Origin of the sequence: Moraxella bovis (assembly GCF_002014975.1) — a bacterium.
GTDB classification, from domain to species: Bacteria; Pseudomonadota; Gammaproteobacteria; order Pseudomonadales; family Moraxellaceae; genus Moraxella; species Moraxella bovis.
Map to the genome: position 1 here is coordinate 57,962 of NZ_MUXV01000036.1, position 16,801 is coordinate 74,762.

General features: G+C 41.8%; 13 protein-coding genes. 2 read left to right on the forward strand and 11 right to left on the reverse strand.

Going from position 1 to position 16,801, the window contains the following annotated elements; translation table 11 throughout:
- The first annotated feature begins 71 nt into the window (after positions 1 to 71).
- Together B0182_RS09275 and B0182_RS09280 are read left to right on the forward strand one after the other, a co-directional pair.
- Entirely contained in the window at positions 72 to 1,253 is a 1,182-nt protein-coding gene (locus tag B0182_RS09275; protein WP_078274664.1) for a YjgN family protein, read from the forward strand.
- Between the two features lie 6 nt (positions 1,254 to 1,259).
- Entirely contained in the window at positions 1,260 to 2,258 is a 999-nt protein-coding gene (locus B0182_RS09280; RefSeq protein WP_078274665.1) for a M48 family metallopeptidase, read from the forward strand.
- Between the two features lie 48 nt (positions 2,259 to 2,306).
- Here B0182_RS09280 and galE read toward each other — a convergent pair whose 3' ends face one another.
- The 11 genes from galE to odhB form a co-directional block, all read right to left on the reverse strand.
- A complete protein-coding gene (gene galE, locus B0182_RS09285) occupies positions 2,307 to 3,341 on the reverse strand; it encodes a UDP-glucose 4-epimerase GalE (RefSeq protein ID WP_078274666.1) in 1,035 nt (344 codons plus the stop codon).
- Between the two features lie 23 nt (positions 3,342 to 3,364).
- Positions 3,365 to 4,645: a UDP-glucose 6-dehydrogenase gene (locus B0182_RS09290; protein WP_078274667.1), complete on the reverse strand. Its 1,281-nt coding sequence runs from the start codon at positions 4,643 to 4,645 to the stop codon at positions 3,365 to 3,367.
- Positions 4,646 to 4,679: 34 nt separating this feature from the next.
- Entirely contained in the window at positions 4,680 to 6,296 is a 1,617-nt protein-coding gene (gene pgi / locus B0182_RS09295) for a glucose-6-phosphate isomerase (RefSeq protein ID WP_078274668.1), read from the reverse strand.
- A 43-nt stretch (positions 6,297 to 6,339) separates the two neighbouring features.
- Complete coding sequence (locus B0182_RS09300; RefSeq protein WP_078274669.1) at positions 6,340 to 7,206, reverse strand: UTP--glucose-1-phosphate uridylyltransferase; 867 nt, start codon at positions 7,204 to 7,206, stop codon at positions 6,340 to 6,342.
- On the reverse strand, positions 7,206 to 8,633 hold the full coding sequence (locus B0182_RS09305; protein WP_078274670.1) for a glycosyltransferase family 2 protein: 1,428 nt from the start codon (positions 8,631 to 8,633) through the stop codon (positions 7,206 to 7,208). The genes B0182_RS09300 and B0182_RS09305 overlap by 1 nt, the downstream gene beginning before the upstream one ends.
- Before the next feature lie 35 nt (positions 8,634 to 8,668).
- Positions 8,669 to 9,838, reverse strand: coding sequence for a nucleotide sugar dehydrogenase (locus B0182_RS09310; protein WP_078274671.1), 1,170 nt, complete (start codon positions 9,836 to 9,838; stop codon positions 8,669 to 8,671).
- Position 9,839: 1 nt separating this feature from the next.
- Complete coding sequence (locus tag B0182_RS14000; RefSeq protein WP_143821703.1) at positions 9,840 to 10,028, reverse strand: hypothetical protein; 189 nt, start codon at positions 10,026 to 10,028, stop codon at positions 9,840 to 9,842.
- A gap of 268 nt (positions 10,029 to 10,296) precedes the next feature.
- Entirely contained in the window at positions 10,297 to 12,357 is a 2,061-nt protein-coding gene (locus B0182_RS09315; protein ID WP_169836098.1) for a glycosyltransferase family 2 protein, read from the reverse strand.
- A 20-nt stretch (positions 12,358 to 12,377) separates the two neighbouring features.
- Positions 12,378 to 13,919 (reverse strand): hypothetical protein, encoded by a 1,542-nt coding sequence (locus tag B0182_RS09320; protein ID WP_078274672.1) that lies wholly within the window; start codon positions 13,917 to 13,919, stop codon positions 12,378 to 12,380.
- 91 nt (positions 13,920 to 14,010) lie between these two features.
- Entirely contained in the window at positions 14,011 to 15,456 is a 1,446-nt protein-coding gene (gene lpdA, locus B0182_RS09325) for a dihydrolipoyl dehydrogenase (protein ID WP_078274719.1), read from the reverse strand.
- Positions 15,457 to 15,516: 60 nt separating this feature from the next.
- Positions 15,517 to 16,737: a 2-oxoglutarate dehydrogenase complex dihydrolipoyllysine-residue succinyltransferase gene (gene odhB, locus B0182_RS09330; RefSeq protein WP_078274673.1), complete on the reverse strand. Its 1,221-nt coding sequence runs from the start codon at positions 16,735 to 16,737 to the stop codon at positions 15,517 to 15,519.
- Positions 16,738 to 16,801: the final 64 nt, after the last annotated feature.

A 16,801-nucleotide genomic window follows, 5' to 3' on the forward strand; every position in this document is an offset into this window, starting at 1 on the left:
TGGTTTGATTTTGGTATAATTTGTGTACAAAAAAACAAAAGCCATTCTCACATTAAGCATAAGGACATTGTATGTCAATCCCCAAAGACGACCAAAATACCTTCAATACCTACGACACCCTACCCCCTACCAATTATGACACACCCACACCCCCTGCCCTGCCCGATGAGCCGTATCAATACGACTTTTATTTTTATGGAACAGGGACGGAGTATTTTAAGATTTGGATTGTCAATTTACTGCTCACGATTATCACGCTTGGGATTTATTCGCCGTGGGCAAAGGTTCGCCGTCTGCGGTATTTTTATGGCAACACCGAGCTAAAGGATGAGCCATTTGACTTTACCGCTAATCCCAAGCGGATTTTACTTGGGCGACTCATCGCTCTTGGGGTGTATGTTGTCATTAGTGTCTTGGGGCAATTCTCGCCCATGGTGGCAGCGGCGGGCGGTCTTTTGCTGATGGCTTTGTTTCCGTGGCTTGTGCGTTCTACGTTACGCTTTCGGGCAAGAAATAGCCAATACAAAAATGTCCGCTTTGCTTTTGTAGGCAGTCTGCTTGCCGCTTATGTGTTGTTTGGCTTGGTTATTTTTGCCAATCTGATTATCACTGGGGCGGTGTATTTGAGCATAAATTTCGACGTGGCTGATGTGATTGGTATGATGATAATCATGATTGGCTTTGCTCTGCTTGCTCCATTTGCGTGGCGATTGTTTAAGAGTTATCAGTTTGACAACACCCAATTTGGCGAAATGGCATTTGAGTGGCACGCCAGTATGCTTGATGTGTACAAGGCGGTGTTGATACCGATTGGGATTGCTATCCTTGCCTCTATTGGTGGTGTGGTCATGATAGGTCTTGGGGCAGTGATTGGGTCGGATTTTGGTGTGGGAGTTGCAGTGCTTGCCTTGATTGGTATGTACCTTATGATGCTACTTATCGTACCGCTCACCCAAGCCTGTCTGCACAAGGTCGTGTGGGGCAATTTGACCATTGGCGAGAGTGAGTTTGTGCTAAATGAGTTTAGCATTTTTAGATTTGCTTTTATTCAATTTACCAACTTTTTGCTGATTGGCTTGACGCTTGGGCTATTTACCCCGTGGGCGGCAGTGCGACTTCATCGCTATAAGACCGAGACGCTGTCTTTGGTAAGTTATGAGAATTTTGACGAGATTATCACGCCCCAAATGGTAGAAGAATCCGCTTTGGGTGAAGAGATTGCCGATGTATTTGACATTGACGTGTCATGGTAGGTTGTCATGAGTACACGCCTAATCATCGTACGCTATTTTGATGGCAAAACAAGCAAAGCCCATACCGCCCATATCCGCCCAAGCACAAGCCCTGATAGCTTTGTGCTAGAAGGCGACGGTTTTGGCGGAGTGTATCGGACTGCCGACTGTGAATTTGTGCCGAGCGTTGGGCGGTCGGCAGGGGTGCTTGCCTTTGGTAGCGGTGAGCGGATTGAGCTGATTGGCGGTGTACCTGATTGGCTTGAACTGCACAACAAACGCCTATTTCAAAAAATCTCCATCATGGAGAGTAGTTTTGGGTGGATTTTGGTAAGCTTGGTCGCTGTTGTTATTTTTATGACAGGCGTACTCAAATTTGGCGTGCCATTGGCATCGCACCACATCGCCCACTCCCTGCCCCCTGATGTCTTGATGGAAGTCGGACAAAAGGCAGAAGAGCACGTCATGGAGCTGACCGAGCCAAGCAAGCTGCCACAGGCTCGCCAAGATGAAATCGTCGCTCTGTATAACAAGCTAGATGGCAACCCCAAAGCCAAAGTGCTGGTACGTGGGGGCGGGGTCATCGGGGCAAATGCTCTTGCCATACCGAGTAATACCATCGTCATCACAGACGAGCTCATCGAGCTTAGTGGGGATAACAACGAAATCCTAGCCGTGCTTGCTCATGAGCAGGGGCATTTGGTGCATCGTCATAGCTTAGAGCAGGCGATTAGCAGTATTGGTGTGGGGGCACTGGTCATCGTCATCACAGGCGATGCGTCTGATTTGATACTCGCCCTACCCACCATGCTCGCCGCTGCCCAATACTCCCAAGATGCGGAGATGGAAGCAGATAAATTTGCCATCGATGAGCTAAAACGCCTTGGCATATCGCCCATGCACCTTGCCAACTTCTTTGAAAAAATGAAAAAAGAACATGGCAATGGTCAAGGACATTGGTCGCTACTGTCCACGCACCCCAAGACGGATAAGCGGATTGAGCAGGTTAAGAAGCATAGTGAATAGGACATGACTGTCATAATGTCGCAAAAACCGCCTTTGGGCGGTTTTTGTTTAGGCATGATACCCTCTGGGATTTTGACTTTGCCAACGCCATGTGTCCACGCACATACGCTCGATGTCGTATTCTGCCGTCCAGCCAAGCAAATTTTTGGCTTTATCGCTACTGGCATAGCAAGTGGCAATGTCCCCTGCTCGTCTTGAGGCGATGACGTATGGCACGGACTGCCCTGTGGTGTGGATAAAGGCATTAACCAGTTGTAGTACGCTTGTGCCGTTGCCTGTGCCTAGGTTAATCGGCTCAAAGCCAAAAGCCGTCTCACATTTGGCGATATAATCCAGTGCCGACACATGACCTTTTGCCAAATCCACCACATGAATATAATCACGCACGCCTGTGCCGTCCACCGTGTCATAATCATCGCCAAAGACGGATAATTTTTCTAATTTACCCACCGCCACTTGGCTGATATAAGGCATGAGGTTATTGGGAATGTCGCTTGGGTCTTCGCCGATTGTCCCTGATACGTCCGCCCCAATGGGGTTAAAGTAACGTAGGGAGATGATATTCCACACTTGGCTACCCTTGGCAGACTTTGCCAAATCTTCTAGGATATACTCCACCGTGAGCTTGGACTGCCCATAAGGGTTGGTGCATGAGCGTTTGGCGGTCTCGGTAATTGGTAAAGTTTCTGGGTCGCCATAGACCGTTGCCGATGATGAAAAGATAAAGTTGGTTACGCCTTTGTCTTTCATGACTTCTAGTAGGTTTAGCGTGCCTGTTACGTTGTTTTGGTAGTATTTAAGCGGTTTTGTCACGCTCTCGCCCACCGCTTTTAGCCCTGCAAAATGAATCACACCAAAAAAATCATGTTCATCAAATACCCGCTCCAAATGAGCCTTATCTAGCACATCGCCTTTGATAAATGCTATCTCTGTACCGACAATCTTTTGCACACGCTCAATCGCCACAGGGCTAGAATTGGACAAATTGTCATACACCACAGGCGTATAACCTGCTTTAATCAGTTCAATCAAGGTATGCGAGCCGATATAGCCCGCTCCGCCTGTTACTAGGATTTTTTTCATGTCGTACTCTCTTAAAAATGGGCTTAGTGATTTTTACGACCAATGCCAATATAATCACCGGTTAATAATTTAATCTCATCATCACTTAAAATATTTTTGGCATCAAATATCGGTACATTGTATTTATTTAATTCATAAACATCAGGCGGTGTTAATCCTGACCAATTAATGATAAATAAACTATCCACACCATTTAATTCATAAGGGTTATTTGTTATTGCAAATAAGGCTTGATTTTCATACATCGTTTGTAATTCAATCGTGGTATTATTGGTATAAACCACCGTTTTTATGTCATAAGACCACAACAATTTTAATAAAGGGTGAATGGCACTATTGGTACTAAGCCCCGCCCCAATGCGATAACCTGCCCCCCATATCATCACGGTTTTATTTTCTATAAAGCCATTAAAATATCGCCAAAATTTTCTAAAAATCAGCTCTTTTTGGTCAGCATTAACATCAATCACAGCATTTAATACATCCGATTTGACGTTTTGATTGTCAAATTGACTTTTTAATAAAGCCAATTCATTAGGCAAGGTCTTTCCACCAAACCCCCAACCTGCCGCCAAATATGCCGAACCAATACGACTGTCCGAGCCCATAATCCGCTCAATGTGCTTGATATTGACGTTTTCTTTATCGGCAAGGCGTGTCATTTCATTCATAAACGACAAGCGAGTGGCAAGCATTGCCATAATCGCACTGCGAGCAAATTCTATGGTTTTAATGGTGTCAATTTGGCATTGTTTGGCTTGGGATTTGATAAACGAGATAATCTCACAATTTGCCACGCTATTTCCTGTTTTTTCGCCAATCAATACCAAATCCGATTGATAAAAACTGCTAAAATTCGCTCCGTCTTTCATAAAAATAAACGGCAAATAATACACCCATTTACTAATCATCTCATCGGCGATTTGCTCCATTTTGCCAATCGTATCAATACCACTTAGGATAATTTGACTGTGTGGATTGTCTTGGGTTTTGGTAAACACTGCCAATTCATCATCACTCATGTCATCAACAAATAACCAAATTAAACTACCCTGTGATTTTTTAATAAAATCAATTACATCATCACGGCTATTTTTATGATGATGAATGATTTTATTTTCATTAACATACAGCGACCACAAGGCATTGATTTGACGGTCAAAATGATAATGAAACAATGTCTCATCAATGGCATTTTTAATACTTAATAAATGCACTTTTTTATTTAAACTGGCAAGCAAAATCCCTGCGTTAATCGCTTCATGATTTGCTCCGATGATATAGACCGTGTCGTGTGTTTTCATTATTGTTTACCGTGATTTTTATTAAAAATGCTTTTTAAAATTTACCCTTAATTTTATTCAATAGCGTATTGGTTGATGAATCAAACGCCCCCACGCTTTGTTTGTCGCACAACACATCATAGACTTGATTTGCCATGACTTTACCCACTTCCACGCCCCATTGGTCAAACGGATTGATGCCCCAAATCACGCTCATCACATAGACTTTATGCTCATATAGGGCGATGAGCGAGCCGAGCGTTTTTGGCGTTAGGCTGTCAAGTAAAAGTGTCGTGGACGGCTGATTGCCACGATATTGTTTGAATTTGGCAAAATCATCGTCATTTTTTTGCAACTCATCAGGCAAGGCGTGATTGCCAAATGCCAACACCTGCGACTGGGCAAGGCAATTTGACAAGGAAAGCTTGTGCTGTTCGGACAAATGAGCATTGGCAGTTTGGTGCTGATGATAGCGATGAATGGGCGTGATAAAGTCGCAAGAGACCCGTTGCGTGCCCTGATGAAGGAGCTGATAAAAAGCGTGCTGAGCATTTGAACCAATGTCGCCCCACAAAATCGGGCAAGTGTCATAGCCGACCTGCTGACCATCTCTGGCGACCGATTTGCCGTTGGACTCCATTTCAAGCTGGGTCAGATAGTTGGGAAAATGCGACAATCTGCCGTCATAAGGTAGCACGGTGTGGGCGTTAATCCCCAAAAAAGTGCTGTTCCATACACCCAACAGCCCAAGTAGGACGGGCATATTTTGGGCAAAATCGGCTGTGGCAAAATGCCTGTCCATGTCGTTCGCCCCTGATAGTAACTCATAAAAGCCGTCCATGCCGATTTTTATGGCAATGGCAAGTCCGATGACCGACCACATACTAAACCGACCGCCGACCCAGTCCCACAGTAGCAACTGATTGTTTTCATGAATCCCCCACTCGCTCATCTTGTCAGGGCGTGTGGAAATGCCGATAAAATGACGGCGTAAAATTGTGGGTCTGTTGTCGTGGGCGAACAACAGCCAGCTCAAGGCGGTTTTGGCGTTGGAGAGCGTGTCTATCGTGCCAAATGACTTTGATGAAATGATAAATAGCGTGGTTTGGGGATTTAACACTTTTAACAGACTGTCAAGCTGAGTACCGTCCATGTTGGAAACAAAATGCACCCGAATGGACGTGTCCGCCCACTCTGACAAGGCGGTGGTCGCCATTAGAGGCCCTAAATCCGAACCGCCTACACCAATATTTACCACGTCTGTCATGGCGTGTCCTGCATAGCCACGCCACACGCCTGTGCGGATACGGCTGACAATGGTCTCGGCTTTGGCAAGGCTGTCGTGGACTTGGGTATTTACGTCCGTGCCGTCCACGATGAGAGTTTCGCCCTTTGGTAGGCGTAAAGCGGTGTGTAAGGCAGGGCGGTTTTCGGTGTCGTTTACTTTTTTTCCTGTTAATAAGTCATTGATTTTATTGGATAAGTCAAAGTCACTGGCTAATTTTAACAAGTCTTTTAAGATCACTTCATCAATCGCTTGCTTACTAAAATCCATGTACATATCACAAGCGTTGGCGGTAAATTTTTCGCCACGAGCAGGGTCGGATTTAAATAAAGTGTTTAAATCGGGGAGCGTGGCGGCGTGGGATTGTAGGGTTTGCCAAGGGGTCATAAAAATCCTTGATTATCAATGCTTTATATAATTTTTGGGGATTTTAAGCATTTAACTGCTTTTGGGCAAAATACATAAATGCACGCATATAGCTGGTCATATCGCCTGCATCAAAACTATCGCCCACCATTGTCGTTACATCCACGCCTTTTGTATCAATCAAGGCATCAATGGCATCGGTAAGCTGAATCTCACCGCCCACGGACGGTTCAACTTTTGCCAAAAAGTCAAAAATCTCTGGGCTAAACACATACCGCCCCACCACCGCAAGGTTGGACGGAGCGTCTTTTAGCGGGGGCTTTTCTACAAAACCCTTAACATCAAAAGATTGATTGGTATCCGACTTGGCAATGGTTTGCTTATCGGCAAGGCGAGCAATGCCATATTTGTGCACATCATCGTCCGCCACAGGGTCTACCAAGATTTGTGAGCGACCTGTTTTGGCAAACTTATCCAGCATGTACGCCAAATTATCCGCCTTAAAATCGGTCTTAAAGGGGTCTAGCACCACATCGGGCAGCAGCACGGCAAAGGGGTTGTCGCCCACGACCGAACGCCCTTGCAAGACAGCGTGTCCCAGTCCAAGCGGTTTGCCTTGACGAACACTGACAATCCGCACATCATCAGGCAAAAAGTTTAGACTGTCCGCCAATTTATCCTTACCCTTTGAGCGTAATTGTGTGTCTAGCTCGCTGTTAATATCAAAATAGTTTTCAATGGCACTTTTTTGGGCGTGATTGACAAGCACGATATTTTTGATGCCAGCACGCACCGCCTCCATGACGACATAGTGAATGGCGGGCTTGTCGCCAAGTGGCAGAAGCTCTTTTGGCACGGCTTTGGAGAGTGGCAACATACGAGTGCCAAAGCCTGCAGTGGGGATGATGGCGTGGGTGATGTGTCTGGTCATTAAATAGCCTTATCAGTTTTATGATACTTTAAATTATAGCGAATATCATCTATATCCACAACCAAAGAATGGGGGATTTCAAATATTTTTTGGATTGTTTGCTCTTGAATGTCAGGCATTTTTAAAGGTTGTTTTTTTGTCAAACAATCAATGTGCCATAATTGCCAATTTTCCCAATAGTCCAGCCGTGTTAATGCCGATTGTCGGTTATGCACGCCAAATTTATTCGAATTCATCAAAGAATCCTTATGATGACTGGCAAAAGTTAAAGGCTGTTTAATAGGTAATATTTTATCATCGCCATAACACAACTTTAATCTCGCCCAAAATTCACTATCTGCACCTGTTCTGGCAATATGCCAAAGCCCAATTTCATTTTGGACTTTTTGACGGCGAAATAAGGGCGATGCAGGATTTTGTCTCAAAAAAGGATAATATTGCCTTGCATAAAAATTACCATTATTATCTATTCTAAGCCAATAAGAAGTTGTAGCAACTAAATGTTCATTTTTTAATAATGGTTCAACTTGAATGGCGATTTTTTGGGGATGAGCAAAATCATCAGCATCTTGACAAGTTAAAAATTCGCCAGTAGCATACATTACTCCAATACTTTTGGCAACAAAAGTCCCAGTATTTCTTGACAAATCAATCCATCTGATGCGACCATCTTGTCTTGCCAAAGCTTGAATGATGCTTAATGTATCATCATCACTATGATCATTGATGATGATGATTTCTAAATTGGCGTAAGTTTGATTTAATAGGCTTTGAATACAAGTTTTAATGGTGTTTTGGGCATTATAAGCCGTAACAATCACGCTAACCTTTGATGAATGCTCTTGTGCTTTATCAATATTGGATGACAAGTAATTAACACAAAAACAATCATTGTTTAAAGATAATGATAATAAGTGATATTCTGATAAAATATGATTAAGTTGAGTGATTTTCTTATCATTGGTATTTAAATAAATATTGGCATGTAAGCATTGCTTATCAATCGTATCAAAATGTTTAAAAAATTCACCACATTCTGATTCAAAGTCTTCTAAAATATTATTATCATTAGCATACGATAATGCCAATCCCAAATAATATTGATCACTAAGCCATTCTCTATGATTTAAAAAATATTCTACAAAAATTTTAGGATATAAATAAAAAGCTTCCTTGATAAATTCTTTGTGATATTTTTTTAAATCATCATTGGATAGTATTTGCCAAATCTCTATTTGCAAATATTCATCAGAAATAACAAAACGTTTTAATTGAGCAATTTTTTTGGTAATGAATGATTTTTTTGTTTGAATAATGGGTGTATTATTTAAAACTGTTTGATAAAGCCCCAATCGCATTGCTTGCCAGTAGCTTTTTGGGGTTTTATAACGCAACACAGCAGGATAATTTGCCACTTGACATGCCATATTATCCTGCTTTTTATGTTGTGTTTTAAAAAACACTAATCATCTACCCCTGAAATATCACGAGTATAGATTTTTTCTAACACATCAGATAGCTCATCGGTCAAGCGATTGGCGATAATGATATCGGCTTTTTGTTTAAATTCTGACAAATCTGAAATCACCTGCATTCCATCTAATTCATCGCCCGCATATTTTGGCTCATAGATAATTACCGCGATGCCTTTGGCGCGCAGGCGTTTAATGATACCAAACATCGCAGACGAACGAAAATTATCTGATCCTGCTTTCATAATCAAACGATACACACCCACGACATTGGGATTAGTTTTTAAAATGTCTTTGGCAATAAAATCCTTACGAGTGGCATTAGCATCGACGATCGCCTGAATGAGGTTTTGAGGGACATTTTTATAATTGGCAAGAAGCTGTTTGGTATCTTTTGGCAAACAATAACCGCCATAACCAAAAGAGGGGTTGTTATAATAATTACCAATGCGAGGATCTAGCCCTATACCCTTGATGATTTGGGCAGTATTTAGACCGTGTATTCCAGCGTAGGTGTCCAGCTCATTAAAATACGCCACGCGCAAAGCAAGATAAGTATTAGCAAAGAGCTTAATCGCCTCCGCTTCGGTAGGATCAGTTAATAGGATTTCAACATCTTTTTTAATCGCACAATCAAGAAGCATATCGGCAAATGCTTTGGCACGCTCTGACTGCTCACCAACAATAATCCTAGACGGATAAAGATTGTCGTACAATGCCTTACCCTCTCGCAAAAATTCTGGCGAAAAGATGATGTTGTCCACGCCTAATTTTTGACGAATGTTTTGGGTAAAACCAACAGGAATGGTGGATTTGATGACGATGAGTGCCTTTGGGTTAATGGCAAGCACATCATCAATCACCGCCTCCACACTACTGGTATCAAAATAACCTGTCTGACTGTCATAATTGGTTGGCGTGGCAATAATGACAATATCAGCATTTTGATAAGCGATATTTTTATCGGTCGTTGCTTTTAGATTTAATGATTTGGTGGATAAAAAATCGCTGATTTCTTTATCATCAATCGGAGATTGGCGATTATTAATTTTATCTACTTTATTTTTATCAATGTCTAAGGCAATGACAGGGTATTTTTGGGATAATAATACCGCATTGGATAGGCCGACATAGCCTGTGCCTGTGATGGTGATGTTCATTTTATTTTACTCTTAAATATTGATAATACAATCTCAAAACATTTGCCAACATCGCCTCTTGTCGGTATGGCTTGTCAGAATGTAACGGCAACATTGATAGAAATAGCAAAATAGTTGGAGCGACAATATCTCTATTGTTGATTTCTGGCACAATACTTCCAGAAATAAAATTTTCCTGAATTTCTTTCAATCTGTCATCGTTGATTGAAGTTGCTTAGATAATATTCCACTTGCTTATATTTGAAATTTTCATAAGAAATTTCAGAATTGATAATTATTTTGACGTTATGCTGATTTTCAAATTCATATAGTTTATTAGAGATATCAATACTGATAAATTTTGGATTTAAATGCAGAATGATAACAACTATACCAAAATTATATTCAATAATATTATCCAATTTCCTCAATAACCCATCCAGCCGATCAGGATAAACTAGGCTAAAAGCCAGTTTTACCTACACTAAATCAGATGATATATTACTGCCACTATTTTTGATAAAGGAATATTTTCTACTACCGTCATCGTTGTCAGCAGCACTATATTGATAGTTAGTAATTCCTTGACGATTTAAAGCATTATTAACAACTAAAAAATGATTTTTCTTTTGAATGCCCAAGTTTTTAATAGATGTATTATTTCCGTGCAATACCCGATTATAACTTATCTTATTGATATGCTTAAATGACCCAACCTCACTTAATTTAAGATACATATCCAAATCAACAGCATTTTCAATTTTCTCATCAAAACCAGTGGTTAGGTGCCATGCTCTTGCCGTAAACATCCTGAAATGATGAACTATCATTGCCGTAGTTAGCTTTTCCCTTGAAAATTCAGGCCAATTATACCCATTAGCTATCAAACTACCATCAGAATTTACATTGCGATTAGTTGTATACACACAAACAAGTGATCTATCCTTTAAGAATTCTTTCAAGCATAACTCTACTGCATCAGGTTCCAGATAATCATCAGAATCCAATTGACCAATATAATATCCGTTAGCATTGTGAACTGCTATATTGGAAGCTGATGCAATCCCACCATTCTCTTTAGAAATAATCTTAACTCTTGGATTGTTGCCATATAAATATTTTACAACTTCTAGAGTATTATCGGTAGATCCATCATTGCAAATACAAACCTCTAAATCAGTAACAGTTTGGTTTAAGGCACTATCAACACATCTTTGAATAGAATTTGCACAATTATAGGCAGGAATGTAGATGGTTACCAAAGGCACTTTGTAAATTTGTGCCTCATTAATGGATTGGATTTTTCGATAAAAGTAAGGAACTTTTTGCTTTACAGCATTAATTGTAATTTTTTTACCTTCGGCTCTATCCGTCTCATTTTCTTTTCCAGGCGGTTCTTGATGATATGCCATACCACCCCAAACAGCACGAAAAAAACAACCGTATTTAAATAGGCGATAACCAAATTCATTATCTTCTCCACCCCAATGAGTAAATTCCTCATCAAAATAACCAGCTTTCTCTAACCATTTCCGTGCAAAAGCAACATTGCCACCACTAAAAAACCGAAATGGTGTATCACACAAACGCAAATCTTCAGTCTTTTTAAAATGTTCAAGTCGCCAGTCTACTGAAATTTCACCGTCATTTTTCCCCGATACAGAATTATTGGTTTGAACTTCGGGCAATTGTTCGATCAAAGCGGGGTTATTTATAATTTCACTTGGCTGAATATTATGTGTATCTACATATTTTCTTGGACCAATCAATGCAACATTATCATTCTTCTCCAAAAGTTTCATGTATGATTCTACCCACAGAGGATTTGGTGCCATATCACAATCTAATATCGAGACAAAATCATACTTAGCCGTTCTTAGACCTAAATTTCTGACAGCACATAGTTGATAGCCGTAGTCTTTTTGACGCACATACTTAATATCTAAATCTTTTTCATATTTCCTGACGATAGCACAAATGTCTTCTCTACTGCCATCGTCAGCAACAATCACCTCAAAAGAGTATTGTGTTTTTTGGTTAATCAGGCAAGATAGTGTGATTTCTAAGATGTGGCCTCTGTTAAAGGTAGGTATAATCACCGACAGTCCAAAATTAGATGTCTTTTTATTACTATTTTTTCTTGTATTGCTCCAAAAAAAATCATTCACCCCTTCTGGCAAACTAGGCAAGACTAAATCTTTTGGCCAATCACTAGGAATTGGATTGATTGGTTTAATGTCCGCATCTGCAGATTTATTTTTTGTTTTTTTATACCAAGTCTCTAAAATGTCCTTGTATTCCTCATCTGAAAGTTTAGATTCTCCCATATTGGATAACATAATTTTGGTGGCATTATCCAAATCGTTTGATTGAGAAATAATCACAACTGAATCTTTATTTTGTATCTTATTTTTTAATATTTCCAGTTGGTACTGAATTATTGAGTCGCCAAATACTTTACCCAATTCAACATAGATATCATAAGCTTCTTGGTACTTCCCCTCATTATACAAACGATTTGCTTCTACAAAACTTGCCATAATATCAACCTCAGCAAAACCTATTTGTTACCAAACCCAACAATCTCCCTACCCATCTTCACAGGTAGGTCCAATACTTTTTTTGATTTTACCCCATCGACCAGCGTTTTACCCAGTCGATAGGATAGATGTTTTTTTGCTTTCTCCGCCTCGTGAGCATCTTGATACTCCTCGATTGCAGGCAAATCAGTTGGCTGATGTTTTTGAAATTCACGATATTCCTTCGCCAAAGCCAGTGGCAATATCGCCAAGTCTTTGGCGGATTTAGAATGACTCACCATGGTAGCTCCGAGTCGATAAGGCAAATCTTCTTTCACCCTATCTGCCGCTCCATAATAAACAGGTTTAGCAGGTTCTTGCTTTTGAGATTTTAATCTCTGATTCTCAAGATAATATCTTTCAAGCTCTTCTTGGGTCTGCTGAAGCTGTTTAATTAATAAATCATTTTCTTGTTTGATTTGCGGTGAAAGCTGATTCGCATTTAATAACTCTTGTTTATTAGTCAACTGTTTTTCTAAACTCTTAACCTTCTCTTGTTCTTGACGTAGCAAATCTGATGACTTTTTATTCTCAAGATAATATTTTTCAAGTTCTGCTTGTGTTTGGTGCAATTGCTCAATCATCAGTGAGTTTTCTTGCTGGCTAATCATTAACTTGCTCTGAATTTCTTGCTCAGCATCCATTTGTAGTAATTTTTTTTGCTTGCTCACTGTCTCTTTGAGTAAATCTAACGCACTACCAATCTGAGCCTGACTAACAAGTGGTATATCTGCCAAGTTTTGAAGTCTATTAAACATTTGATGTATATCATCACTAGAAGCAAGCACTTCACGAATCAAGAAATCTAATGTCAGAGAATCTGCTAGTGAAACATCATCTTGCAACGTGGGCAATTCTTCACTGCCTGAAGAAAATTCAATTTGAGTAATTTTAGCAACAGAATGAACATAATCTTTTGCCGAATCCAATACCTGTTCACCATTAACAAGCAGACAGCGATTCTTATTTTTTTGATAAAAGTTAATTAAAGCTTGATTATACTCAAACCAATCTTTTGTTTTTTCATCGATAACTGATTGTTCCAACTGCTGGACTTCAACGTCATTAAGTAGGTGCTTTAAAATAACATCGGGCTTATCATAAGTTAAGACAAAAACCATGTCTTCGTCGAAATCAGCCCAATACTCTAACAGGCTAATAGCATTAGAGTCTGCCCAGCCCCATAATGACTGTTCATCATTTGCCATAATCAAATCAAAAGCTAGACTATCCCACATTTTTTTAGGCTTTTTTTGAACATAAGAACTTTCTGATTGAGCATGACGAACTACAAGGGTTTTTTGGTTTTTTGAGAGTCTACTAGCGGCCGATCTCTGTTGTCGAGTTGATAACACTTTTTGTGGCACTGATATAGCAACACTACCAATTTTGATATTAATGTCTTGTGGTGTCATACTGTAAGCTTTGGAAGGCAATGCCTTTGCCATTCCACAAAAATTTAATATTTCTTCTAATTTTTGATAATTAGAATACTGATGACCAACAATCAAAACCTTGCTCATAAGAAACCCAATAATTAAACAAGTAAAATATTTCTATAATAGCAAATAAACACCTGTTTTTCAACAGATGTTTATTAATCTCTTACACTAATCAACGCTTCTTACGCTGAATCGCATGAATCGCACGACCGTCTGCTGACAATGCCGCCTCATGCACCGCTTCTGATACGGTTGGGTGAGCGAATGTCATCAGTTGTAGGTCTTCTACACTTGACACAAATTCAAGGGCAATCATGCCTTGGTGGACGATGTCGCCAGCACCCACACCTACCATGTGTAAGCCTAGCAAGCGGTCAGTCTTGGCGTCAGCCACAACCTTAATCACACCCACGCCCTCACCTTGTGCCAAGGCACGACCGTTGGCAGATAGGTTAAATGAGCCAGTTTTGACTTCATATCCACGGGCACGTGCTTGCTCTTCGGTCAAGCCCACCCACGCAATCTCAGGGTGCGTATAAATCACGCTGATGATGGTATCGTAGTTTACCTGAGCTTTTTCGCCATGAATGCGTTCTACCGCCATCATGCCTTCTTCCATCGCTTTGTGAGCAAGCATTGGGCCACGCACCAAGTCGCCAATGGCATACACGCCATCTAGGTTGGTTTTGCACTGGTCATCTACCGCCACAAGTCCACGCTCAGTCAGCTCAATGCCACAGCCGTCCGCAAGCAAGCCTTCACTGTACGCACGGCGACCCACGCACACGATAAGTTTGTCAAAGGTTTCGGTTTTAGTTTCGCCTTTGACATCCGTGGTTACAACCACTTCGCCACCCACCACCTCAGCACCCGTCACTTTGGTATCGACACGAATGTCAAGACCTTGTTTTTTAAGGAGTTTGCCTGCTTCTTTGGCGATGTCTTTATCGGCAACTGCCAAGAACTCTGGCATGGCTTCGTACACTACCACTTCTGAGCCAAGTCTTCGCCATACCGAGCCAAGCTCTAAGCCAATCACGCCAGCACCGATAACGCCAAGACGTTTTGGGGCTTCGCTAAATTCTAAGGCACCTGTACTGTCTACGATAAATTCGCCGTCAGTTTTGGCAACTGGGATTTCAATTGGCACAGAACCTGCCGCCAAAATCACATATTTGGCAGTAATGGTGGTCTCGGTGCCGTCATGAGCGGTAAATTTGACTTGTTTTTCGGCTGATTTGCCGTCAAGCAAGGTACCCACGCCTTGTAGCCAGTCCACGCCATTGCCCTTTAATAGACCTGCCACGCCTGCGGTCAAGCCTTTGACAATACTGTCTTTGCGTTCTAGCATTTTGGCAACGTCAATCGCCACATCGCCTGTCGTGATACCGTGTTCGGCAAGTTCATGGCGGGTTGCTTCATAGCGGTGTGAGCTGTCAAGCAAGGCTTTCGACGGGATACAACCCACGTTTAGGCAAGTACCACCAAGGGCAGGCTTGCCTTTGTGAATGCGTTTTTCGATACAAGCGGTGCTAAAGCCAAGTTGAGCTGCACGAATGGCAGCTTCATAGCCACCAGGGCCGCCACCGATAACCACTAAATCATATGAATTTTTCATCATTATTCTCTCTTATTTTAAAAATAAAATGCCCACCCTTTGAGCAGGCATTATAACACATTACACATCCAAAATCAGACGGGCTGGGTCTTCGATAAGCTCTTTAATCGTTACCAAGAATTGCACCGCATCTTTACCATCAATCAAACGGTGGTCATAAGACAGGGCAAGATACATCATCGGTAGGATAACCACTTCACCATTGACCGCCATAGGACGCTCATTGATGGCGTGCATACCTAGGATAGCAGTTTGTGGTGGGTTGATGATTGGAGTAGACAGGAGCGAGCCGAACACACCGCCGTTAGTAATGGTAAATGTACCGCCAGTCATCTCTTCAATAGACAATTTGCCTTCACGGGCTTTGGTGGCGTAATCACGGATACCGCCTTCGATGTCGGCAAGACCCATGCTGTCAGTATCACGAAGGACAGGCACAACCAAACCACGGTCGCTTGACACCGCCACGCCCACGTCATAGTAGCCGTGATATACAATATCATCGCCATCAATAGACGCATTCACCGCAGGGAAACGCTTCAACGCTTCGGTGGCTGCTTTTACAAATAGCGACATAAAGCCCAATTTTACGCCATGGCGTTTTTCAAATTGGTCTTTGTATTTGGCACGCAAGTCCATCAGTGGCTTCATGTTTACTTCGTTAAAGGTCGTAAGCATGGCTGTTTCTTGGGTGGCGGACAATAGACGCTCGGCGATACGCTTACGCAGACGAGTCATTGGCTCACGTTTTTCGATACGCTGACCGATGGCAGTAGCGATGACTTGACCGTTGTCGCCTTTTAGAGTGGGGTTCACCATGTCAGACTTGGTAACACGACCGCCACGACCCGAGCCTTGTACGTCTGCTGGGTTTACGCCTGTTTCTTTGGCAGCTTTACGCACGGCAGGGCTTTGGTCTTTAAAGTCGCCTTCTGCTTCGGCTTTTGGCTGTACAGGAGCGGCAACGCTGGCTGGGTCAATGGTTGTGCCTTTGTCAGCTTCGTCTTTGGATAGCTCTTCGCTCTCAGCCTTTGGAGCAGCAGTTGCACCTGCCTCAAAGGTAGCGATAACTTCAGCAGACACCACGGTGCTGTCCACGCCTTTGGTAATGCTACTAATCACGCCATCATCAGGGGCAACCACTTCTAACACAACTTTGTCGGTCTCAATCTCGGCAAGCAGTTGGTCGCGGGCAACTTGGTCGCCCTCACTAACGTGCCATTCTACGATGGTGCCGTCTTGTACCGATTCTGGAAATACGGGGGCTTTAATGTCAGCCATGATAAACTCCTAAGAATTAATTTGCAGTTTTGATAAATTAATAAATAAAATGAAAAGACAGATA

Bases quoted from the DNA above. Each gene is read 5' to 3' on its own strand.
- B0182_RS09280 (WP_078274665.1), top strand. From the start codon at position 1,260: ATGAGTACACGCCTAATCATCGTACGCTATTTTGATGGCAAAACAAGC.
- B0182_RS09310 (WP_078274671.1), bottom strand. From the start codon at position 9,838: ATGAACATCACCATCACAGGCACAGGCTATGTCGGCCTATCCAATGCG.
- B0182_RS09275 (WP_078274664.1), top strand. From the start codon at position 72: ATGTCAATCCCCAAAGACGACCAAAATACCTTCAATACCTACGACACC.
- galE (WP_078274666.1), bottom strand. From the start codon at position 3,341: ATGAAAAAAATCCTAGTAACAGGCGGAGCGGGCTATATCGGCTCGCAT.
- pgi (WP_078274668.1), bottom strand. From the start codon at position 6,296: ATGACCCCTTGGCAAACCCTACAATCCCACGCCGCCACGCTCCCCGAT.
- lpdA (WP_078274719.1), bottom strand. From the start codon at position 15,456: ATGAAAAATTCATATGATTTAGTGGTTATCGGTGGCGGCCCTGGTGGC.
- B0182_RS09290 (WP_078274667.1), bottom strand. From the start codon at position 4,645: ATGAAAACACACGACACGGTCTATATCATCGGAGCAAATCATGAAGCG.
- B0182_RS09320 (WP_078274672.1), bottom strand. From the start codon at position 13,919: ATGAGCAAGGTTTTGATTGTTGGTCATCAGTATTCTAATTATCAAAAA.
- odhB (WP_078274673.1), bottom strand. From the start codon at position 16,737: ATGGCTGACATTAAAGCCCCCGTATTTCCAGAATCGGTACAAGACGGC.
- B0182_RS09305 (WP_078274670.1), bottom strand. From the start codon at position 8,633: ATGGCATGTCAAGTGGCAAATTATCCTGCTGTGTTGCGTTATAAAACC.
- B0182_RS09300 (WP_078274669.1), bottom strand. From the start codon at position 7,206: ATGACCAGACACATCACCCACGCCATCATCCCCACTGCAGGCTTTGGC.
- B0182_RS09315 (WP_169836098.1), bottom strand. From the start codon at position 12,357: ATGGCAAGTTTTGTAGAAGCAAATCGTTTGTATAATGAGGGGAAGTAC.